Here is a 17,910-nt window from a genome sequence, read left to right as displayed (position 1 = left end):
ATGGGTGAAGAAATGGATAAAGATATGGACTTAAATGGAGATGTGAAAAGAGTATTACACGTAACAGGTGGAATGAATCGCGGTGGTGCTGAAGCGATGATAATGAATATTTATCGCGGAATAGATAAAGAATACATGCAATTTGATTTTTTAGCGTTCTCAGATAAAGAATGTGATTTTGATAGTGAAATTATTCAACTGGGTGGAAAAATATTAAATGTTAAATGTTTGAATTTAATGAAACCGTGGGTCTTTATCAAAGATTTCAAAAGAGTTATTAAGAAAAATGGTCCATATGAAGCTGTACATATTCATACTTTATTTAATATAGGTTGGATTTCTCTCGTTGCTAGATTGTCTGGGGTTAAATTAAGAATTGCCCATGCACACAGTACAAAAGATACACTTCATGACACTATATTTAGGAAAATATATCAATTTTTCATGAGGATTTTAATAAAACATAACGCTAACTCCTATGTAGCTTGTGGTAAAGATGCTGGGGAATTTCTTTTTGGGGGTACATTTATTTCAAAAGGGGTAATTTTACCTAATGCAGTTGATTTGAATTCTTTTCATAATACTTCTTTTGAAAAAATGAATGATTTGAGAAAAGAACTAAAAATTGATAATAGCGAAACATTGGTTATTGGCCAAGTTGGGAATCTGAAAGAAGTTAAAAACCATCGATTTAGTATTTTAATAGCTTCAGAATTAAAAAAAATGAATGCAAAGTTTCAAATGGTTTTTGTAGGAGAAGGAGAGTTGCGGTTAGAACTTGAAAAAATGGTGGATAATTATGGATTAAATGAGTGTGTGACGTTTCTTGGATCAAGAAATGATGTCAATTATATATTGAGCCTGTTTGATGCTTTGATAATGCCTTCAATTTATGAAGGGTTACCATTATCCCTAATTGAGGCACAGGCAGCTGGAGTTAAATGTATAGCTTCATCAGCAATTACAAAAGAAGTGGATTTGGGTCTGGATTTAGTGGGATTTATCGATTTAGACAAAGGAAGTAAATATTGGGCGCAAAAGATTGCATCTATCAATAAAAATGGTGAAAGAATAAAAGATGATATTATAAAAAAGGCTTTTCAAGAAAGTGGTTATGATGTTGATAATAATATAAAAGTCATATATTCATTGTATAAACAAAATCTAAACAAATAGTGGAGGCCCTATAGTAAATGCTTGACTTTAATTCGAAATTCAATTGGGATATGGAATTTAAAAGAAGGAATAAATATGTATATATATATTTATTCGTTTTAATAATTAATTTGCTGACCGGAAAACTATTGACAAGTTCTTATGATGGAAACAATCAAAATTTGTTTCTTTTATGCTGGAATGGGAATATTCTGATGTTTTTTTCTGTTTTGACTTGGATTAAGACTACAAAAACTTTTTTCTCTCCGTATTTAATTTTCCTTCTATCATTTTATTCTTTTTCTTATGGTCAAGCTTTTTTAAGATCTTTAGGAGCAGTATATGAAGGGTTTAACTTGTATGGAATTTATTCTAATGATACTCTACTCATGTCTCACTATTATACATTAGTTGGATTATCCTTTATGCATTTAGGTGCTTTGACAGCTATCATTAAGCGAGATGAATCAGGTGTACTAAATGTTTCGCCTGAGGTGATCTTAGATAAGTTCATTCGAAAATCTATACTTATCGTTGCATGGCCAATCTTTATAGTATCATCAATAGTCTATTTTCAGAATGTTATCGAATTTATGATTACAGCTTTTAATCAAGGATATATGGCTCTCTATAATTATAATAGTAGTTCTATAAATGAAACATCGGGTTTATTTAATTTATTGTCATCTATTAAAATGTTCTTTGTCCCTTCTGTATTTCTATTAATTGTTGCTTATAGTAAAAATAGAGTTTTAAGAAATGTACTTATAACAGTTGTTTTATCGGCTGTTTTTTTTAATTTTTTAGCCGGTGTACGTACAGATGCAGCTGCTTTGTTAATCAGCTTTGTCTTGCTTTTTCATAATTTTATTAAGCCTTTTAAAGGTAAACATACATTTATAGGAATACTAGCTGCTTTAGTTTTGTTAATACTTTTGAATATTGTCGGACAAACAAGAGGTGATGAGGGAAGGGATTTATCCCATTATTTAGACAAGACGAAGGAAGTGATTTCTGAAAAAAATCCCATTGTTGACACCATAGGTGAAATGGGCGGTTCAATGTTTCCATTAATTGAAATTATGAAAATCGTACCTGAGCAATTTAAATTTAAAAACGGAGAAACCTATCTTTCAGCATTGTTGGCTGTTTTTCCCAGTAGTCTTGTGGATGGAATAATACCAAGGGTTTCCTTGCCGAATTGGTTAATGTTAACTTTGAATATGAACTATGGGCCTGGGTTTTCTTTGTTAGCTGAAGGATATTACAATTTTGGCTGGGGCGGAAGTATATTTATGTTTGTTATAGGTTTTTTTATCGCTAGATTATTCAATCCCAGGATGTCTAATGAAACTGAGCGTATATTAAAGTCGATTTTCATCCCAGTAATGTTATATTTTTTTATTACAGCAAGTAGAGGCGATTCACTTTTGCTTGTTAGATATGTAGTTTTTTATTCATTCATTCCGTATATGGTGATAAAAACTTTAATTGCCACGTTTAAGAAAAATGGAGTTTCAGAGAGTAGATACAAACAATCTTAATAACGTTACTTTGAATTTTAAAATCCCACAGTTTTCGAGGAGTCTAAATCTGGTGAGATTATATTTAACGTAATAGGATATTAGGAAAGAATTTAAGTACTGTTACTTAGCCTTAATAACTTTTGAAAAAAGTAAGGGGAATCTTGATGCATATTACCGTATTTACTCCTACGTACAATAGGGCAACTCTCTTGTCAGAAACTTATAAAAGTCTTTGTATGCAATCTTCTAAAAACTTTACGTGGATAGTTATTGATGATGGTTCTACAGATGAGACTAAAGCTAAGATTGAGAAGTGGAAAGGGGAGAATTTTATAAATATAGTTTATTTTTTTCAAGCGAATCAAGGAAAACATATTGCCTTTAACAAAGCAATTTCGTTAGCAGAGGGAGAATTATGCATTTGTTTGGATTCAGATGAATTACTTGTACCTAAAGCTATTGAGTATATAACAGAATTTTGGTTATCAAACAATAAATCATTATATGCTGGGATTATTGCTTCCAAAGCTAACAAAAATGGCGAATTAATTGGTTCTACTTTGCCTCATGAAAAGAAGACTTCAGTTTATAATTTATATAATCGCCTTGGTGTAGAAGGAGATAAAATAATGGTTTTTAATACGGATATTGTTCAAAAGTACTCCTTCCCGAAAATTAGCGGAGAAAAATTTGTAACGGAGGCTTATTTATACGATAAAATTGATCAAAATAATGTATGGATTACTATGGACAAAGTTCTTTGTATTACTGACTATTATCCAGATGGTTATACAGCTAACGCATCTAAGATATTATTTGAAAATCCTAAAGGATTTGCTGAATACTATAAGAATCGGATAGGAATTGAACACACTTTACAGAAACAATATTTAAGCACTGTGAGGTATATCAATTGTTGTTTTATTGCTAAAGAGAAGAAAATTATTAAGAATTCACCTAAGAGAATTCTAGCAATAGTTGCATTCCCTGCCGCTATTTTATTTTTTCTATATAAAACTTATAATATACAAGAAAAGAGGAGCAGTTGATGTTTTTTGAATATTTTAAGTACTTCAAAAAGAGACTTTATTTTTATAGAAAATTTAGAGCGAATATTAGAAGTGTGCATATTTCCAATAATGTAGTTCTAGGCAAATATGTTTCTACTGGGAGAAATGCTTACATAGCTGATAATGTTAGCATAGGGGAATTCACATATTTAAATGACGGAGGCTGGGGCGTTAACGTTATTGAAAGTGGGACTAGAATAGGGAAATATTGCTCAATAGGTCCCAATGTATATATTGGACTAGGCAATCATCCACAACATTATATAACAACTCACCCTATTCTATATGAGCCATATTGGCAAAAATTCATTGGAATCACCTCTCAATCGAAAAACCAGAATATTTTAAGACCAGGAGATGGGCAATATGTAAATATTGGTAATGATGTTTGGATAGGCGCAAACGTAACAATAAAAGATGGGGTCACAATTGGGGATGGCTCGATTATTGCTGGTGGGTCTGTAGTGACAAAAGACGTTTCACCTTATTCAGTAGTGGGAGGTGTTCCTGCTGTAATTTTGAAGTATAGATTTCCAAATGAAAAGATTGAAAAGTTGCATAGTATAGAAAAAAAGTGGTGGGACTGGGGAGAAAACGAAATAAAGAAAAACTTGAATGTTTTATATAATATCGATAGATACATTGAATATAGCTTGAATTCTAAATGAAATTGATTTTGGAGAATTGGTGGAATTATGCGAACAAAAAAAGCACTACTAAATCTTATATTTAGTTTATTACTACAATTTGTGACAGCGATTTCTGGATTTATACAGCCTATATTATTTATCAATACTTATGGATCTAAAGTTAACGGACTAGTTTTTTCAATCAAAAATTTAATATCATATTTAAATCTAGTAGAAGCAGGGGTAGCAACAGCTGCGTCGCAAGCATTGTATAAACCGTTGGCCCAAAAAAATATCAATAAAATTAATAGTATCTTGTCTGCTACAAAAGATTTTTATTTTAAGTCGGGTAACATTTTCACTATCATGAGTATTTTAATAGCTTGTATTTATCCATTTGTAATTCATGATAACATATCAAAAATACAAATATTTCTAATGGTTTTAATAGTTGCTGTGAATGGAGTTGCTGAATATTATTTAATAGGAAAATATCGAGTATTAGTAACTGCAGATCAAAAAAGTTATGTTATTAGTGTTGTGCAAATAATTAGTATTGTTATTACTACTGGTACTACAATTGTCATGATTTTGGAAAATGTGAATGTTCTTATAGTACTCATTACTACTTCAATGATATCTATATCTCGTATTTTTTTATTGTTCATATACATCAAGCGTTACTATCCAGGAATAAATTTTAGTTCATTGCCCGATAAAATATCAATTAACAAGAAGTGGGATGCATTTATTCATCAGATAGCTAATATGGTAGTTTTTAATTCACCTATATTAATTATTACTATATTTTGTGATTTATCTGATGTTAGTGTCTATTCTGTTTATTTAATGGTTTTTACAGTTATTACATCTATTGTTACAGCCTTTTCTAATGGTTTAGTAGCTGGTTTTGGTGAAGTAATTGCTGTTAAGGAAACTGAAATAATTCAAAAAAGTTTTAGATTATTTGAATATGTATATTATATAATCACTCTACTTATATATACTGTAGCTAGTCTTATGATAATTCCTTTTATTGAATTATATACAAAAGGGATTCAAGATGCTCCGTATTCACAACCAATGGTAGCATTTTTGTTTATTCTTGTATTTCTGATAAATAATTTAAGGGTTCCAGGTCTGACTATTATTTATGCAGCAGGACATTTTAAAGAAACCAGGAACTCTGCAATCATTGAAGCACTGATAGCTTTAATTACCTCCCTTACTTGTGTTCAAATATGGGGACTAAAGGGTGCGCTAATAGGTTCTTGTTGCGCTGCCATATATAGAATTGTCGATATTATAATTTATTGTAATAAAAAAATTATAAATCGGTCTGTTTTGCATTCTTTAAAAATAATCGGGTTTAATATTTTATTAAGTTTGATTATATATACCTTGATTATTACCTTTTATATTTCTAATCCATTGAATTGGTTCAATTGGATAATAGATTCGCTGATTATAAGTACTTTCTCTATGATAGTGCTTGTAGCTGGTAATTATTTGTTCGACCGAACAACTTTTAAAGAGCTTACACACAGAATAAAGATATTATTTTCATAATATCGATTTTTTTGAGATATTTTCCTTATATAATTTTTAAAATGTGTATTTTCAGAAAAATTAAAACTAAGGAGCTCTGTAGAAGATGACTATATTAGTAACTGGTGGTGCTGGATATATAGGTTCTCATACATGTCTTGCTTTGCTTGAAGCAGGGCATGATGTGATTGTAGCGGATAATCTCAGTAACAGTAATTTCAATAATTTAGAGCGAGTACAACAGATAGCTCAAAAAAAAATTGTTTTCTATAAAATTGATGTAACTGATGAATTAAAGCTTGGCTCTATATTTGAAAATCATACCATAGATGGGGTTATCCATTTTGCTGGATTTAAAGCAGTGGGAGAGTCTGTGGAAAAACCGATTGCCTATTATTACAATAATTTAGTTAGTACACTTATTCTTGCGAAAATTTGCATTGAATATAATGTTGAGAAGTTTGTTTTTAGTTCATCAGCAACAGTATATGGAGAAAATAAGTCTCCGTTTCTTGAAATGATGACACTTCTTCCTACCACAAATCCGTATGGTGAAACAAAGGCTATGTGCGAAAGAATTCTTATGGATATTGTAAAAGCTAATCCAAGTCTCTCAGTTTCAATTCTTAGATATTTTAACCCTGTTGGAGCGCATGAGAGTGGTTTAATAGGAGAAGTACCTAATGGCATACCGAACAATTTAATGCCTTACATCACTCAGGTAGCACGTGGTGAACTGAGTAATTTGAGTGTTTTTGGAAATGATTTTCCAACGTTTGACGGTACTGGTGTTCGAGATTACATACATGTATGTGATTTGGCTGAAGGTCATGTTGCTGCTTTGGATAAACTTAGAACAGGTGTACATACTTATAATTTAGGAACAGGTATAGGAACAAGTGTAATACAATTAATAGAGGTTTTTGAAAAAGTAACTGGTGAAAAAATACCATATCAAATAGTCTCACGTAGAGCTGGCGATATTGCAGAGTGCTATGCAGATGTTAAGAAAGCTAAAGAAGAACTAAGGTGGACAGCAAAGAGAAGTATAGCTGATATGTGTAGAGATGCTTGGCACTTTGAGAAGAGTAGACAAGATAACTACAACTATTAAGAATTACTCCAAATTTCTATAGCTCTGGGTAGTATGCAAGTTACTATTCAAGACACATAGACAATCTTATTTTTTGAAAAAAGTATAAAGACAGCAGAGCAGCGATTCTACCATTACTGGTGAATCGCTGCTCTGCGTTGTTGGTCATTGGCGGTTTGATTAAGCAGATTATGGGCAAAGAAAAGCCAGCCGACTCGAGGGTTACTTTTTGTAAACCGCGAAGCAGAATACGCCAGAATTTCTGGATGTTCTTCAGTTGGCCAAACACACTTTCCGGTGCAATCATCTGCTGAACGACTAACGCATGGCCGACCTCACTTCGTAGTAGTTCTCATGCCTGTTATACCGCATGACTTTCAAACTCACCGTGACTTTTTGAGCCCCAGCGGCTTTCAAATGGCTTTTTTCTCTTTCTTGCCAAGTAGTTATTCATAAACCCACTTTCTATATTCATCTTTCACATTCCCCCCCCCCCACAACCCAATCTTACACTTTAGAGTGATGGAAAGTTATGAATTCCGTCTTATACTCTATAAGAAAGTACTCTACAAGAAATTCAAATAAAGGGGAAGGAAAGTGAAGGGAATGAAGGAATATGACTATTCATTGGATGCAATTAAGGGGATTAGCTGTATTTTGATGATTGTGGCCCATATTCCGCTTTATTTTAATGGCAATGAGCGGGTGTTTCAGATTATTGCCGGTTTGGCCCCTGTACTTTTCTTTGCTGTCTCGGGGGTGACGACCACCTTGCAGGTTCGAAGGAAAAGCTTCAGGTCGCTGCTTAGCTTCTACGTATTGTTCGCTGTCATCGGTTTCTCCTATAATCTCATGTGGAAACCGGAGGTTCAGGCGTTTTCGGTAATGGATGTTCCCCAGATCATTGCACTCGGAGTGCTGAGTGTATACCTCATAGAGAAATATTTGAAACCTCCACTCTATTTATATCTCCTTTTGGCGTTGCTTGTTTTTTTAGTGCATTTTTTCATTGGCAGTCTATTACCGGACTTCCCGTTAAAATCCATACTGTTCACAGAAACTGTTGGGTTTACCTATTTCCCATGGATGTTTGCGTTTGTGGCCGGGATCTTCGCTTATCGGTGCAGTAACCTCGTGAACCTTATTGGAGCTCTTGTAGCCGGGGCACTGCTCGTGATATCCAGTTACGGTGGAGTGCATGAAGCGGATTTTATCAAATACAATATGTCTGTGAACTATCTTCTGCTGTCTTTGTTTGTATTGTTCGGGGTCTTTTATCTCTTCAGAAGGAAAAAAAGCTATGCTCCCAGTAATCTGATGCTCTATTTCGGTAAGCATTCATTTCTATTTCTATTTACCCATCTGATCTTGATCTTGGCCTTTGACCGGCTTGGGCTGGGCCGCCTGTATATTGTGTGGATATGGTGTCTGGCACTGGTCTGCACTTATGTGGCGATGAGAGTCCTGCTGTGGCTGGGCCGCTTCATCGAACCGTATATGGGGTATCCGGCGGTTTGGGTTCTTATCGTCATTAGTGTGGTTGCGATTCCGCTGGTGATTTCTAATCGGGATTTAATCATTCTTGCGGAAGCTTCGCTTGGCATTCTCTTTTCGCTGAATTACAAGAAACTTTCCAGTCTAATGCCTGCGAGCCCCTCTTCCCGCCAGCTGCCGGCGCTTCAGGAGGTTATCCATGACAAAGCTTAATTATAGCTGATCAGCACGTGCCGTACCCAACTCATGGGACTGGCGATTCTGTTTGACGACGTTTAGCTTTTGGCTCGGGCTGGACAGCCGGTTTGACTGGTACGTCCCTGCACTATTGGTGTTGTATTTGCTTACGCCGCTGTTTATGTATTTTTTCAGGGGGCGGAATAAGGTGATTACCGTTGCTGTGGCCAGCCTTCTTGGAATACTGCTCAGCGTAGTTCTATCTGGAACTTCGCTCTCCTATTTGCTGATTTTCACGATAAGAATTCCGATATTCTGTGTAGGCGTGTTTGTTGGATACCTTATCGATCAAAAACGGGCAATCTCGCGGCTGAGTCTGATCATGCATCTTGCAGTGTTTGTCTCAGGTATATTGCTGCTGGTAGTTAGCCAGAAATATCTGCAGGACTATGTATGGAGTTATGGACTGTGGTGGTATCCTTTTATTCTGATTACACTGCCTTTATGCATCTTGGCGGCGGGAGTACTGCACTGGATGTCAGAGCGTAAATGGACCCGTTGTCCCTTCCTCTCATTCTGCGGCACGCATAGCCTGGAGATTTATCTGCTTCATGAAAGAATGCTCAAGATGTTGACGGATCTCCGGCGAAACCTGAACCTGCAGGTGAACGACCTTGTTCTGAATGCGATTTGTATTCTCATTACGTTGGGATTGGCCTTACTATTGAAAAAAGCAGTTGCCGGGTTCAGCGCCAGAGTGAAGTCCGGTACAATACCAGTAACTACTTCGTGATTGCGTTTAAAATCTAAGGCTGTCGAGAAAGTTTCGACAGCCTTCTTTATGTGGGGAGTTCAGCTAACCTTAGGATTATCTTAAGAATTAAACAAGAAAAAAACAACATAAGCCCTTTCCGTTTTCTGGTACAATAAGTATATTTCATGCAGTGAAGGAAGGTGATCCCACAGTGACTGAAAATATTCTGGTGGTGGATGATGAGCAGGCCATCACCGATCTGATCGAAATCTACTTAAGAAATGAAAATTTCAATGTTTATAAGTTTTATAATGGGCAGGATGCCCTCAAGTATATTGAGAGTGAACATGTGGATTTAGCAATTCTGGATGTTATGCTCCCGGATATTAACGGTTTTACCATCTGCCAGCGCATTCGGGAAAATCACAATTTTCCTATAATAATGCTTACGGCTAAGGATGAAGAAACAGACCAGATTACTGGTCTTACGATGGGGGCCGACGATTATATTACCAAACCGTTTCGTCCGCTAGAGATGGTCGCGCGGGTAAAGGCGCAATTGCGCAGATATAAGAAATACAAGTCCATGCCAGTGCCTGATGAAACGGTCATAGCCTATTCCGGCCTGGTTCTGGATGTGAACACCCATGAGTGCTGGCTGAACGAAAAACAGTTATCTCTTACACCTACAGAATTTTCAATCTTACGGGTCCTTTGTGAGAATAAAGGCAAAGTCATCAGCTCGGAACAACTATTTCGCGTGATTTGGGGCGATGAATATTACAATAAAAATAATAATACCATCACTGTTCATATCAGGCATTTGCGCGAGAAAATGAATGATTCGGTGGATAATCCGAAATGGATCCGAACGATATGGGGGGTGGGGTATAAAATTGAAAAGTAAAACCCATATTCAGATGAACTATGCAAAGTTAAGAATGAAAGTATTCATTCGAATGCTGATTTTGATAATTCTTGCTATCATCGCAGTGGATATTCTATATTTACTGGTTCGAGGACGACTGGGTGAGGGAGGCGTTCTGTTATTACAACATGTTTTTGGTTACGAATATAGTGATGCCCTTTCGATTTACGAAAGTACTTTCCGTGATCATTGGGAAATCATAATGCTGATAGCGATATCGGCCTTTTTTCTTATTTTTTTCTATTTTTCTTTATCCTGGTTTACAAAATATTTTAATGAAGTCAATGCAGGAATGGATGCCTTAATTAAGGATGAAGCAGATATTACGCTATCACCGGAAATGTCCTCAATGGAGCAGAAACTGATTTTTGTGAAGCAAACCCTCAAAAAACGTGAACTGGAGGTACAGGTGGCAGAGCAGAACAAAAGAGATTTAGTCATGTATCTGGCTCATGATATAAAAACGCCGCTTACTTCTGTCATTGGATATTTGAGTTTACTTAACGAAGCTTCCGATATGCCGAAGGAGCAACAAGAGAAATATATGAAAATCACTTTGGATAAGGCGTATCATTTGGAGCGCCTTATTCATGATTTTTTTGAAGTCGAAAGGTATAACCAGCAAACGCTCCAGCTCAACAAACAGAATGTTGACATCTCTTATATGCTGATACAAATGCCGGATGAATTTTATCCCTCGCTCACGACTGCCGGGAAAAAGATGGTTATTGACGCCGAAGATACGATAACCGTTTATGGTGATGCAGATAAGCTGGCGCGGGTTTTTAATAACATTTTGAAAAATGCCGTTGCATACAGTGACGATAACAGCACGATTGAGGTGGAGGCAAAAGCCCATGAGGGTATGGCCAACATTACCTTTACGAACACCGGGCAAACCATACCGCCTGATAAGCAAAACAGTATCTTCGATAAGTTCTACCGATTGGATGATGCCCGTTCAACGAATACGGGAGGTGCAGGCTTGGGCCTGGCCATTGCCAAAGAAATAATAATGCGGCATGAAGGGCAGATCGGGATGCAGAGTGAAAATGGGAAAACCGTATTTAGCGTAAAGATACCGCTCACTTCACATGGAGGTCGCTAAATGCATTCTTAGGATTTTCTTAATAAATTTACGTTTAGTTATTAAAGTTCAGTCTGCTTGCTGACGGTACAATAAATACCGGGTAAGCAGACTTTTGTCTGTAATGGAAAGGGTATGAGACGTTTCTAATTGAGTAAGGGAGGTTGGAATATGGAATTAAGGCTGGACAGACTTACTAAACAATATGGGCGCAAAACAGTGGTCGATCAAATGACGATTAAGATGAAACCAGGAGTGTATGGCCTGCTGGGGGCGAACGGGGCAGGAAAAACTACACTTATGAGGATGGTCTGCGGAGTGCTGAATCCTACCTCGGGCGATGTTCTTTTGGATGGTAAAAGTGCAGGGGAATTGGGTGAGGATTACCGTAATCTTCTAGGGTATCTTCCTCAGGATTTTGGATATTATCCGGATTTCACCGCAGAGCAATTTATGCTCTATGTCGCGGCATTGAAGGGGATTTCACCTCAGAAGGCCATTATTCGCACAAGGGAGCTTTTGGGGTTAGTCGGCTTATCCGAAGTCTCAACCAGAAAAATCCGAACGTTTTCCGGGGGGATGAAGCAAAGACTGGGAATTGCGCAAGCTGTTTTGAACGACCCTCAAATTTTGGTGCTGGATGAACCTACTGCCGGACTTGACCCGAAAGAGCGTGTACATTTCCGCAATTTAATTGCGAACTTTTCCAAAGACAAGATAGTCATTCTTTCTACTCATATTGTATCTGATATAGAATATATTTCCGACACTGTTCTAATGATCAAAGACGGTAAGCTGATTATCAATAGCCCAGCCGGCAACATTGCGAACGAAATGGACGGTAAGGTGTGGAGATGTGTGGTTACGAAGGAGTATGCCAATACAATCAGCAATTCATTGTGTGTGGCAAATCTGCACCACGGTGATGATGATACGGTCATCCTTCGTGTGCTTAGTGATGAAATTCCGATGGACGGCGCAATGAATGAGGTGCCTACGCTTGAAGATTTGTACTTGTACCATTTCCGGAACGACATTGCCGAATATAGGGGGAGCCGATGAATAGTTTATTCAAATATGAGTTTATGAAAATCGCCAAAAAGAGAATGAACATAGTGGTCGTTCTGGTCAGCTTGTTCTTAACCCTGCTGTTCTTTATCATGCCTGTCCAGAATTATATTTCACTAGAGCGTGATGGCAGTCAGGTGAATGGTGCTGCTGCAATACAGCTTGAGAAAGAGTATGCCAAAGAGCTTGAAGGAACGCTTACGGAAGAACGGGTTGCACAAGATATTAAAGAGTATCAGACATTGTTTTCCAACCCGGAGAATGTGGTGAAAGACGGAGATAAGGTTAACTTGACGGATGAGAATTATGCCCGTTATGTATTACCGCATTACTCTTATTTGAAAATAATTGATGAAGCTTTTTTGAAGCCTCAGGTCACTGATAACGGACTAACGGTTCTTAGAGATATGCGCTTGGAGAATACAGCGGGATTTTATCAGGCGCGCGCGGACAAAGTGAAGAGTTACTTAGATATTGACTATTCTGACTGGGAATATTCGAATCAAGAAAAGCAATTCTGGAACACTAAAAACAGCCAGATTGAAACGCCTTATGAATATGGCTACCACGCTGGATGGAGAAGCTTGTTCCAGTGTTTTGAATTGCTGATTGTTTCTATTATTGCAATTTGTATTTGTATTGCGCCAGTATTTGCAGGAGAATATCAATCGGGAGCTGACAGCGTTATTCTATCTACCCGATACGGGAAATCGAAATTAATAAAGGCGAAAATATCAGCGGCCTTTCTTTTTGCACTGCTTGTGTTTTTAATAAATGTTCTGCTGGCAGTAGGCATTCAACTATACGCGTTTGGATTCGAGGGTTGGGATCTTCCATTACAGATTTTAAATGTTACCATTCCTTATAATCTATCTTTGTTAGAAGCGGCTATGGTATGTATTTTGATCTTATTATTAGTTTCGATGGGTATGGCCGCCGTAACACTTCTTCTGTCCGCAAAAATGAAAACAGCTTTTGCAGTACTTGTTGTAGATGTGCTGGTCATATTACTCCCTGTCTTTTTGGGGCTTAGCGGGACCAATGGCATACTGAATCATATTCTGATGCTGTTTCCGTACATGGCTGTACAGCCGGTATTTCCTGCGGAGTACACTTCGTATTTTTCTTATCCATTTCCCGGCTTGACCGTAGATATTATCACTATGAGGATTGTTGTTTATGTTGTTATAAGCGCGGTATGCATCCCCTTTGTCGGGCGCGCCTTTAAGCGTCACCAGGTCCAATAAAGCCTTATGAATCCATTACAGCAAAAAGAGCCGGCACTTATCAAGTTCCGGCTCTTTTTTGCTGCCCTTATTCGCCCGTCTGCACAATCCAAACCTCCGGCAGGTTCCGGAATTGTTCGGCATAGTCCAATCCGTAGCCGACGACGAATTCGTCGGGGATTTCGATGCCGCAGTAGTCGATGTGGATGTCGGCAAGGCGGCGGGAGGGCTTGCTGAGGATGGTGCAGATGCGGACACTAGCGGCCTCACGGAGAGCAAAGAGCTGCTTGAGATGCTGCAGGGTCAGGCCGGTGTCGATCATGTCCTCGACGAGGAGGACATGTTTGCCGCGGATGTCGGTGTCGATGTCTTTTTTGACGGTGATGACGCCGCTTGAGGTAGAGCTGGCGCCATAGCTGGATACGGACATGTAATCCATGCCGATGGGGAGGGTGATCTCGCGAATCAGGTCAGCCATAAATACGGCTGCTCCCTTAAGGATGCCGATGAGCACCAGCTCCTTGCCTTCGTAATCCCGTGATATGTCTGCTCCAAGCTCCTGGACTCTTTGCTGCAGCTCTGTTTTGGTGACCAGAACCTTTTGTAATGACGTCATTGTGTGGGCTCCTTATGAATCAGAATGATCCCGCCGCAGCAACCTTTCTGTGTTCACAGGCTGCTAATGATCAGGATGTTCTGTCTTTTTCCTTTAGCATAACATCATGTGCCCCCCCTTCGTAAATAGTTGTGGAGGAGACGAGAGTGATTTTGGCATGCTGCTGCAGCCCGGGAATGGTTAAAGCGCCGCAGTTGCACATGGTCGATTTAGGCGTTGCCGAAGTCGTATCTTTGCCGGTTGCGGGTCCGGCTGGTGCCTTCCCGGCACCTAAAAAAGAACGAGACCGCCGCCAATCATGCGGGAGGAGTCTCGTTCCAAGAGCAGGTGGGCTGATTATTAGAGCCGAACAATTCCTGGTTGGAAGATTAGTGTACGGTTACGTTATCCGGCTCATGAACGGGCTGTTCCAGTACGGTAGAGCCGTCTTCAAGACGGAGCCAAGTATCAAAATTCTTTTCGCCCAGGGTTAGTTTTATCACGCGGGCACCCCGCTTAAAGCCTTCTTTTCCATAAGTATTGTAGCCTGAGGCCCGCCCGTAACAGAGGCGTATGCCATGCAGACTGCCAACAAAGTCGTTGATATGGTCATGTCCGCAAAAAGTGCCCAGCACATCGCCCATTTCCAGCAAAGTCGCAAATAATCCGGAATTAACAGGAGCAGAACAGACGCGCTCGAATCGGTGTCCATGGCAGATCCGGGTAGACCATACCTCCTGGTACTCGGGAATCGGGATATGAAAGAATGCAAGTGCAGGCAGCTTATCCTCATGTGCTTGCGGATTCAGCCGTGCCGATTCAGCGGTCAGCCAGTTAAGCTGATTCCGCTGGATCCAATTGTAGCCTGGTACCTGCTCAAGACCGGAATAACTGCCGGAGTCCAGAAAATAAAGAACTGCAGCGGAGTTGCCATTGGGCCCCTCAATTTCAAGTGTATAATTGCCTGTACCGGCAAGCTCCGCAGGTCCGGCCTCAGCCAGCGTGTGAGGATGCTCCAAGGCTACCTGCATCAGTTCATCACGGGAAATGCGGGTTTCTGTATCATGGTTGCCAAATACAAAGGCCCAGGGAATGCCGGTTTGTTCAACAGCAGCGACAGCCTCCCGGAAAGCTTCCTGAGGGTTCTCACATTCCTTTTCTTCCGCTGGAACGGGACCCGTGTAAATTAAATCCCCTGTAAAAACGATAAGATCAGGCTGCTCCGCTTCTATAATACGCTCCATGAGTTTACGGGTACGCTGATCCTCGGCTCTTCCATCCATCCAATGTAGATCGGTAAATTGCACAATTTTAAAGGTTCCATCATTCTGGAATGATAAATGGCGTTTCATTTGGAAATTCCCCTCTCTGGCCAAAATCAGTCGATATGGATACGCCGGGTGAAATGATCTCCTGAGTTTCGGCCGATCATAATATCAAATTCACCAGGCTCGAAGACAAGCTGATGGTCCTTGCCATAGAACATTAACATGTCTCTGGTGATTTCGAAGGAAACCACCTGCTTCTCATGCGCTGCCAATGAAAGCTGCCGGAAACCCTTAAGCTCTTTGACCGGGCGCACAACGCTTGCGCTGACATCGTGAATATAGAGCTGAACGGTTTCTTTGCCGTCGATGTCCGAGGTATTCTCTACCTCAATAGAGGCTACAAGCTTGTCAGCGGCTTCAACCTTGAAGCTGCTGTAAGCAAAATCAGAATAGCTCAGGCCATAGCCGAAGCAGAAGAGCGGGTCATTGGGGCAGTCTAAATACCGGGTTACATAACGTACTTGCGGATACATGGGATCATAGGGACGTCCTGTCGAATAAGCATTGTAATAAACCGGAATCTGGCCCACAGTGTAGGGGAAGCTCATGGATAAACGCCCGGATGGATTGTAGTCCCCGAACAGTACATCTGCCAGTGAGTTCCCTGACTCCGAGCCGAGGAACCAGGCTTGGAGCAAAGCATCGCTGGCATCCAGCACAGGCTTCAGCTCCAGTGGCCGGCCGCTGAATACAATGGTAACTATCTTTTTGCCGGTGTCCTTCAGGCGCCAGATCAGCTTCTCCTGATTAGGAGACAGGCGCAGGTTGGTTTTGCTGCCGCCTTCTCCGGTATCCTGCTGGTTCTCGCCCACTGCAGCAAGGATCACATCGCAATCCTTCAAGCGGTGAAACGCTTCTTCTATCCCGTCCTCTACATCAAATACACCCTCCAGCATACTCCCCAGCTCGCCGGTCATTGCCGTAAGGATATCCCCGGCTGAGGTTTTCCGGGAAAGTCCTGTGTAGAGCGAGACCGCCGGATCCTTTTCCGTTCCGGCCCAGCCGCCCAGCACATGTATGGAAGTGGCGAAAGGACCGGCCAGGCCGATTTTCATCCCCCGCTTGAGCGGCAAAGCTTCATTGTCATTTTTCAGCAGCACAACCGAACTTGCGCCAAGCTCGCGGGCGGTCTGCAGATGCTCCGCATTAGGTTCGGCTGCCTCATCCACTTGCGGATCCGCATCCTTAAACGGATTTTCAAACAAGCCTAGTGCGTCCTTAAGCTCCAGTACCCGGATAACCGCTTCGTCGATCAAAGCGACATCAAGCCGGCCTTGTTCAATCAGGTCTGCGGCATGATGGAGATAGTGGGTGGACATCATCTCGATATCAAGACCGGCAGCCAGACTTTTCTCTGCGGCTTCGCGGCCATCCACTGCAGCCCCGTGGGGGATCAGCTCATTGACAGAATTGAAGTCAGCGATGGTAACGCCATTGAATCCCCATTCTTCCCGCAGAATCCCGCGCAGAAGCTGTTCATTTCCGGTTGCCGGAATACGGTCTACCGTATTGAATGCGGCCATTACCATAGCTACACCGGCATCGACCGCGGCCTTGTAGGCAGGCAGATAGAATTCACGCAATACACCGGAGGACATATCGACCGTATTGTATTCCCGGCCGCCTTCAGGCGCGCCATAGCCGGCGAAATGCTTGACACAGGCGGCTATGCGTCCTTTTTCCTTCAGGTCTTTGCCCTGATAGCCGCGCACCATGCTTTCGGTGACGCGGGCGTTCAGATAAGGGTCCTCGCCGGATGTTTCCATGACACGGCCCCAGCGCGGATCGCGGACGAGATCGGTCATCGGCGAGAACGTGACATGAATCCCGGCAGCTGCGCTTTCTTTGGCAGCGAGCTCGGCAAAGCGTTCACAGGCTTCCAGATCGAAGCTGCAGCCCAGCGCCAGAGGAATGGGCAGAATGGTCCGGTAGCCGTGGATGACATCCGCCATAAAGAGCAGCGGAATCTTCTGGCGGCTTTTTTGCATATGGCGGGTCTGCATTTCGATGGCATTCCGGGCTCCAACGCCGTTCAGAACGCTTCCGATATTCTCAATGGCATGTGGCTTAATTTTGAGCTCCTTGAACGGACCCGTCAAATCAACAGTATCGTCCAGGCCCCAGTAGTAAGGACCAAGCTGGGTTAATTGGGCCAGTTTTTCGTCCAGTGTCATTTCATTCACAAGCTCTTGGATAAACGGTTTAGTCATGGCAGACTCCTTCTTCATCGAG

General features: G+C 40.6%; 15 protein-coding genes and 1 pseudogene. 12 read left to right on the top strand and 4 right to left on the bottom strand.

Going from position 1 to position 17,910, the window contains the following annotated elements:
• The 12 genes from NSS79_RS27685 (at position 1) to NSS79_RS27630 (ending at position 13,776) form a co-directional block, all read left to right on the top strand.
• Positions 1 to 1,176 carry a glycosyltransferase family 1 protein gene (locus NSS79_RS27685; protein ID WP_342436965.1) on the top strand — a complete coding sequence of 392 codons (1,176 nt, stop codon included), beginning with the start codon at positions 1 to 3 and terminating at the stop codon, positions 1,174 to 1,176.
• A gap of 17 nt (positions 1,177 to 1,193) precedes the next feature.
• Complete coding sequence (gene wzy / locus NSS79_RS27680) at positions 1,194 to 2,699, top strand: O-antigen polysaccharide polymerase Wzy (protein ID WP_342436964.1); 1,506 nt, start codon at positions 1,194 to 1,196, stop codon at positions 2,697 to 2,699.
• Between the two features lie 146 nt (positions 2,700 to 2,845).
• Positions 2,846 to 3,730 carry a glycosyltransferase family A protein gene (locus NSS79_RS27675; protein WP_342436963.1) on the top strand — a complete coding sequence of 295 codons (885 nt, stop codon included), beginning with the start codon at positions 2,846 to 2,848 and terminating at the stop codon, positions 3,728 to 3,730.
• Entirely contained in the window at positions 3,730 to 4,419 is a 690-nt protein-coding gene (locus NSS79_RS27670) for a CatB-related O-acetyltransferase (protein WP_342436962.1), read from the top strand. The genes NSS79_RS27675 and NSS79_RS27670 overlap by 1 nt, the downstream gene beginning before the upstream one ends.
• Before the next feature lie 27 nt (positions 4,420 to 4,446).
• A complete protein-coding gene (locus NSS79_RS27665) occupies positions 4,447 to 5,949 on the top strand; it encodes a polysaccharide transport protein (RefSeq protein WP_342436961.1) in 1,503 nt (500 codons plus the stop codon).
• An 85-nt stretch (positions 5,950 to 6,034) separates the two neighbouring features.
• Positions 6,035 to 7,042, top strand: a complete 1,008-nt coding sequence (gene galE, locus NSS79_RS27660) for a UDP-glucose 4-epimerase GalE (protein ID WP_342436960.1) — start codon at positions 6,035 to 6,037, stop codon at positions 7,040 to 7,042.
• Between the two features lie 576 nt (positions 7,043 to 7,618).
• Positions 7,619 to 8,728, top strand: coding sequence for a hypothetical protein (locus NSS79_RS27655; RefSeq protein ID WP_342436959.1), 1,110 nt, complete (start codon positions 7,619 to 7,621; stop codon positions 8,726 to 8,728).
• Positions 8,729 to 8,780: 52 nt separating this feature from the next.
• A complete protein-coding gene (locus NSS79_RS27650; protein WP_342436958.1) occupies positions 8,781 to 9,485 on the top strand; it encodes an acyltransferase family protein in 705 nt (234 codons plus the stop codon).
• A gap of 172 nt (positions 9,486 to 9,657) precedes the next feature.
• On the top strand, positions 9,658 to 10,353 hold the full coding sequence (gene vanR, locus NSS79_RS27645) for a VanR-ABDEGLN family response regulator transcription factor (RefSeq protein WP_342436957.1): 696 nt from the start codon (positions 9,658 to 9,660) through the stop codon (positions 10,351 to 10,353).
• Entirely contained in the window at positions 10,286 to 11,482 is a 1,197-nt protein-coding gene (locus NSS79_RS27640) for a HAMP domain-containing sensor histidine kinase (RefSeq protein WP_342436956.1), read from the top strand. The genes vanR and NSS79_RS27640 overlap by 68 nt, the downstream gene beginning before the upstream one ends.
• 150 nt (positions 11,483 to 11,632) lie before the next feature.
• Positions 11,633 to 12,523, top strand: a complete 891-nt coding sequence (locus NSS79_RS27635; protein WP_342436955.1) for an ABC transporter ATP-binding protein — start codon at positions 11,633 to 11,635, stop codon at positions 12,521 to 12,523.
• Positions 12,520 to 13,776, top strand: coding sequence for an ABC transporter permease subunit (locus tag NSS79_RS27630; protein WP_342436954.1), 1,257 nt, complete (start codon positions 12,520 to 12,522; stop codon positions 13,774 to 13,776). The genes NSS79_RS27635 and NSS79_RS27630 overlap by 4 nt, the downstream gene beginning before the upstream one ends.
• A gap of 67 nt (positions 13,777 to 13,843) precedes the next feature.
• Here NSS79_RS27630 and hpt read toward each other — a convergent pair whose 3' ends face one another.
• The 4 genes and pseudogenes from hpt to bglX all read right to left on the bottom strand — a co-directional run bounded on the left by hpt (position 13,844) and on the right by bglX (position 17,888).
• Positions 13,844 to 14,371, bottom strand: coding sequence for a hypoxanthine phosphoribosyltransferase (gene hpt, locus NSS79_RS27625; RefSeq protein ID WP_342436953.1), 528 nt, complete (start codon positions 14,369 to 14,371; stop codon positions 13,844 to 13,846).
• Positions 14,372 to 14,441: 70 nt separating this feature from the next.
• Positions 14,442 to 14,582 (bottom strand): annotated as a pseudogene (locus NSS79_RS27620) (hypothetical protein); the annotation flags it as partial.
• Positions 14,583 to 14,739: 157 nt separating this feature from the next.
• Positions 14,740 to 15,702: a metallophosphoesterase family protein gene (locus NSS79_RS27615; RefSeq protein ID WP_342436952.1), complete on the bottom strand. Its 963-nt coding sequence runs from the start codon at positions 15,700 to 15,702 to the stop codon at positions 14,740 to 14,742.
• Between the two features lie 26 nt (positions 15,703 to 15,728).
• A complete protein-coding gene (bglX, locus tag NSS79_RS27610) occupies positions 15,729 to 17,888 on the bottom strand; it encodes a beta-glucosidase BglX (RefSeq protein ID WP_342436951.1) in 2,160 nt (719 codons plus the stop codon).
• Between the last annotated feature and the right edge of the window lie 22 nt (positions 17,889 to 17,910).

The organism is Paenibacillus sp. FSL L8-0436 (genome assembly GCF_038593025.1).
GTDB lineage: Bacteria > Bacillota > Bacilli > Paenibacillales > Paenibacillaceae > Paenibacillus_AQ.
Note: the sequence above shows the minus strand (reverse complement) of the source record. Positions and strands in the feature narration are given on the sequence as shown.

What these genes read in the sequence shown, in the direction of transcription:
- NSS79_RS27675 (WP_342436963.1), top strand. Translation starts at nt 2,846, where the DNA reads ATGCATATTACCGTATTTACTCCTACGTACAATAGGGCAACTCTCTTG.
- NSS79_RS27615 (WP_342436952.1), bottom strand. Translation starts at nt 15,702, where the DNA reads ATGAAACGCCATTTATCATTCCAGAATGATGGAACCTTTAAAATTGTG.
- NSS79_RS27635 (WP_342436955.1), top strand. Translation starts at nt 11,633, where the DNA reads ATGGAATTAAGGCTGGACAGACTTACTAAACAATATGGGCGCAAAACA.
- NSS79_RS27640 (WP_342436956.1), top strand. Translation starts at nt 10,286, where the DNA reads ATGATTCGGTGGATAATCCGAAATGGATCCGAACGATATGGGGGGTGG.
- NSS79_RS27685 (WP_342436965.1), top strand. Translation starts at nt 1, where the DNA reads ATGGGTGAAGAAATGGATAAAGATATGGACTTAAATGGAGATGTGAAA.
- wzy (WP_342436964.1), top strand. Translation starts at nt 1,194, where the DNA reads ATGCTTGACTTTAATTCGAAATTCAATTGGGATATGGAATTTAAAAGA.
- bglX (WP_342436951.1), bottom strand. Translation starts at nt 17,888, where the DNA reads ATGACTAAACCGTTTATCCAAGAGCTTGTGAATGAAATGACACTGGAC.
- hpt (WP_342436953.1), bottom strand. Translation starts at nt 14,371, where the DNA reads ATGACGTCATTACAAAAGGTTCTGGTCACCAAAACAGAGCTGCAGCAA.
- NSS79_RS27670 (WP_342436962.1), top strand. Translation starts at nt 3,730, where the DNA reads ATGTTTTTTGAATATTTTAAGTACTTCAAAAAGAGACTTTATTTTTAT.
- NSS79_RS27630 (WP_342436954.1), top strand. Translation starts at nt 12,520, where the DNA reads ATGAATAGTTTATTCAAATATGAGTTTATGAAAATCGCCAAAAAGAGA.
- NSS79_RS27665 (WP_342436961.1), top strand. Translation starts at nt 4,447, where the DNA reads ATGCGAACAAAAAAAGCACTACTAAATCTTATATTTAGTTTATTACTA.
- galE (WP_342436960.1), top strand. Translation starts at nt 6,035, where the DNA reads ATGACTATATTAGTAACTGGTGGTGCTGGATATATAGGTTCTCATACA.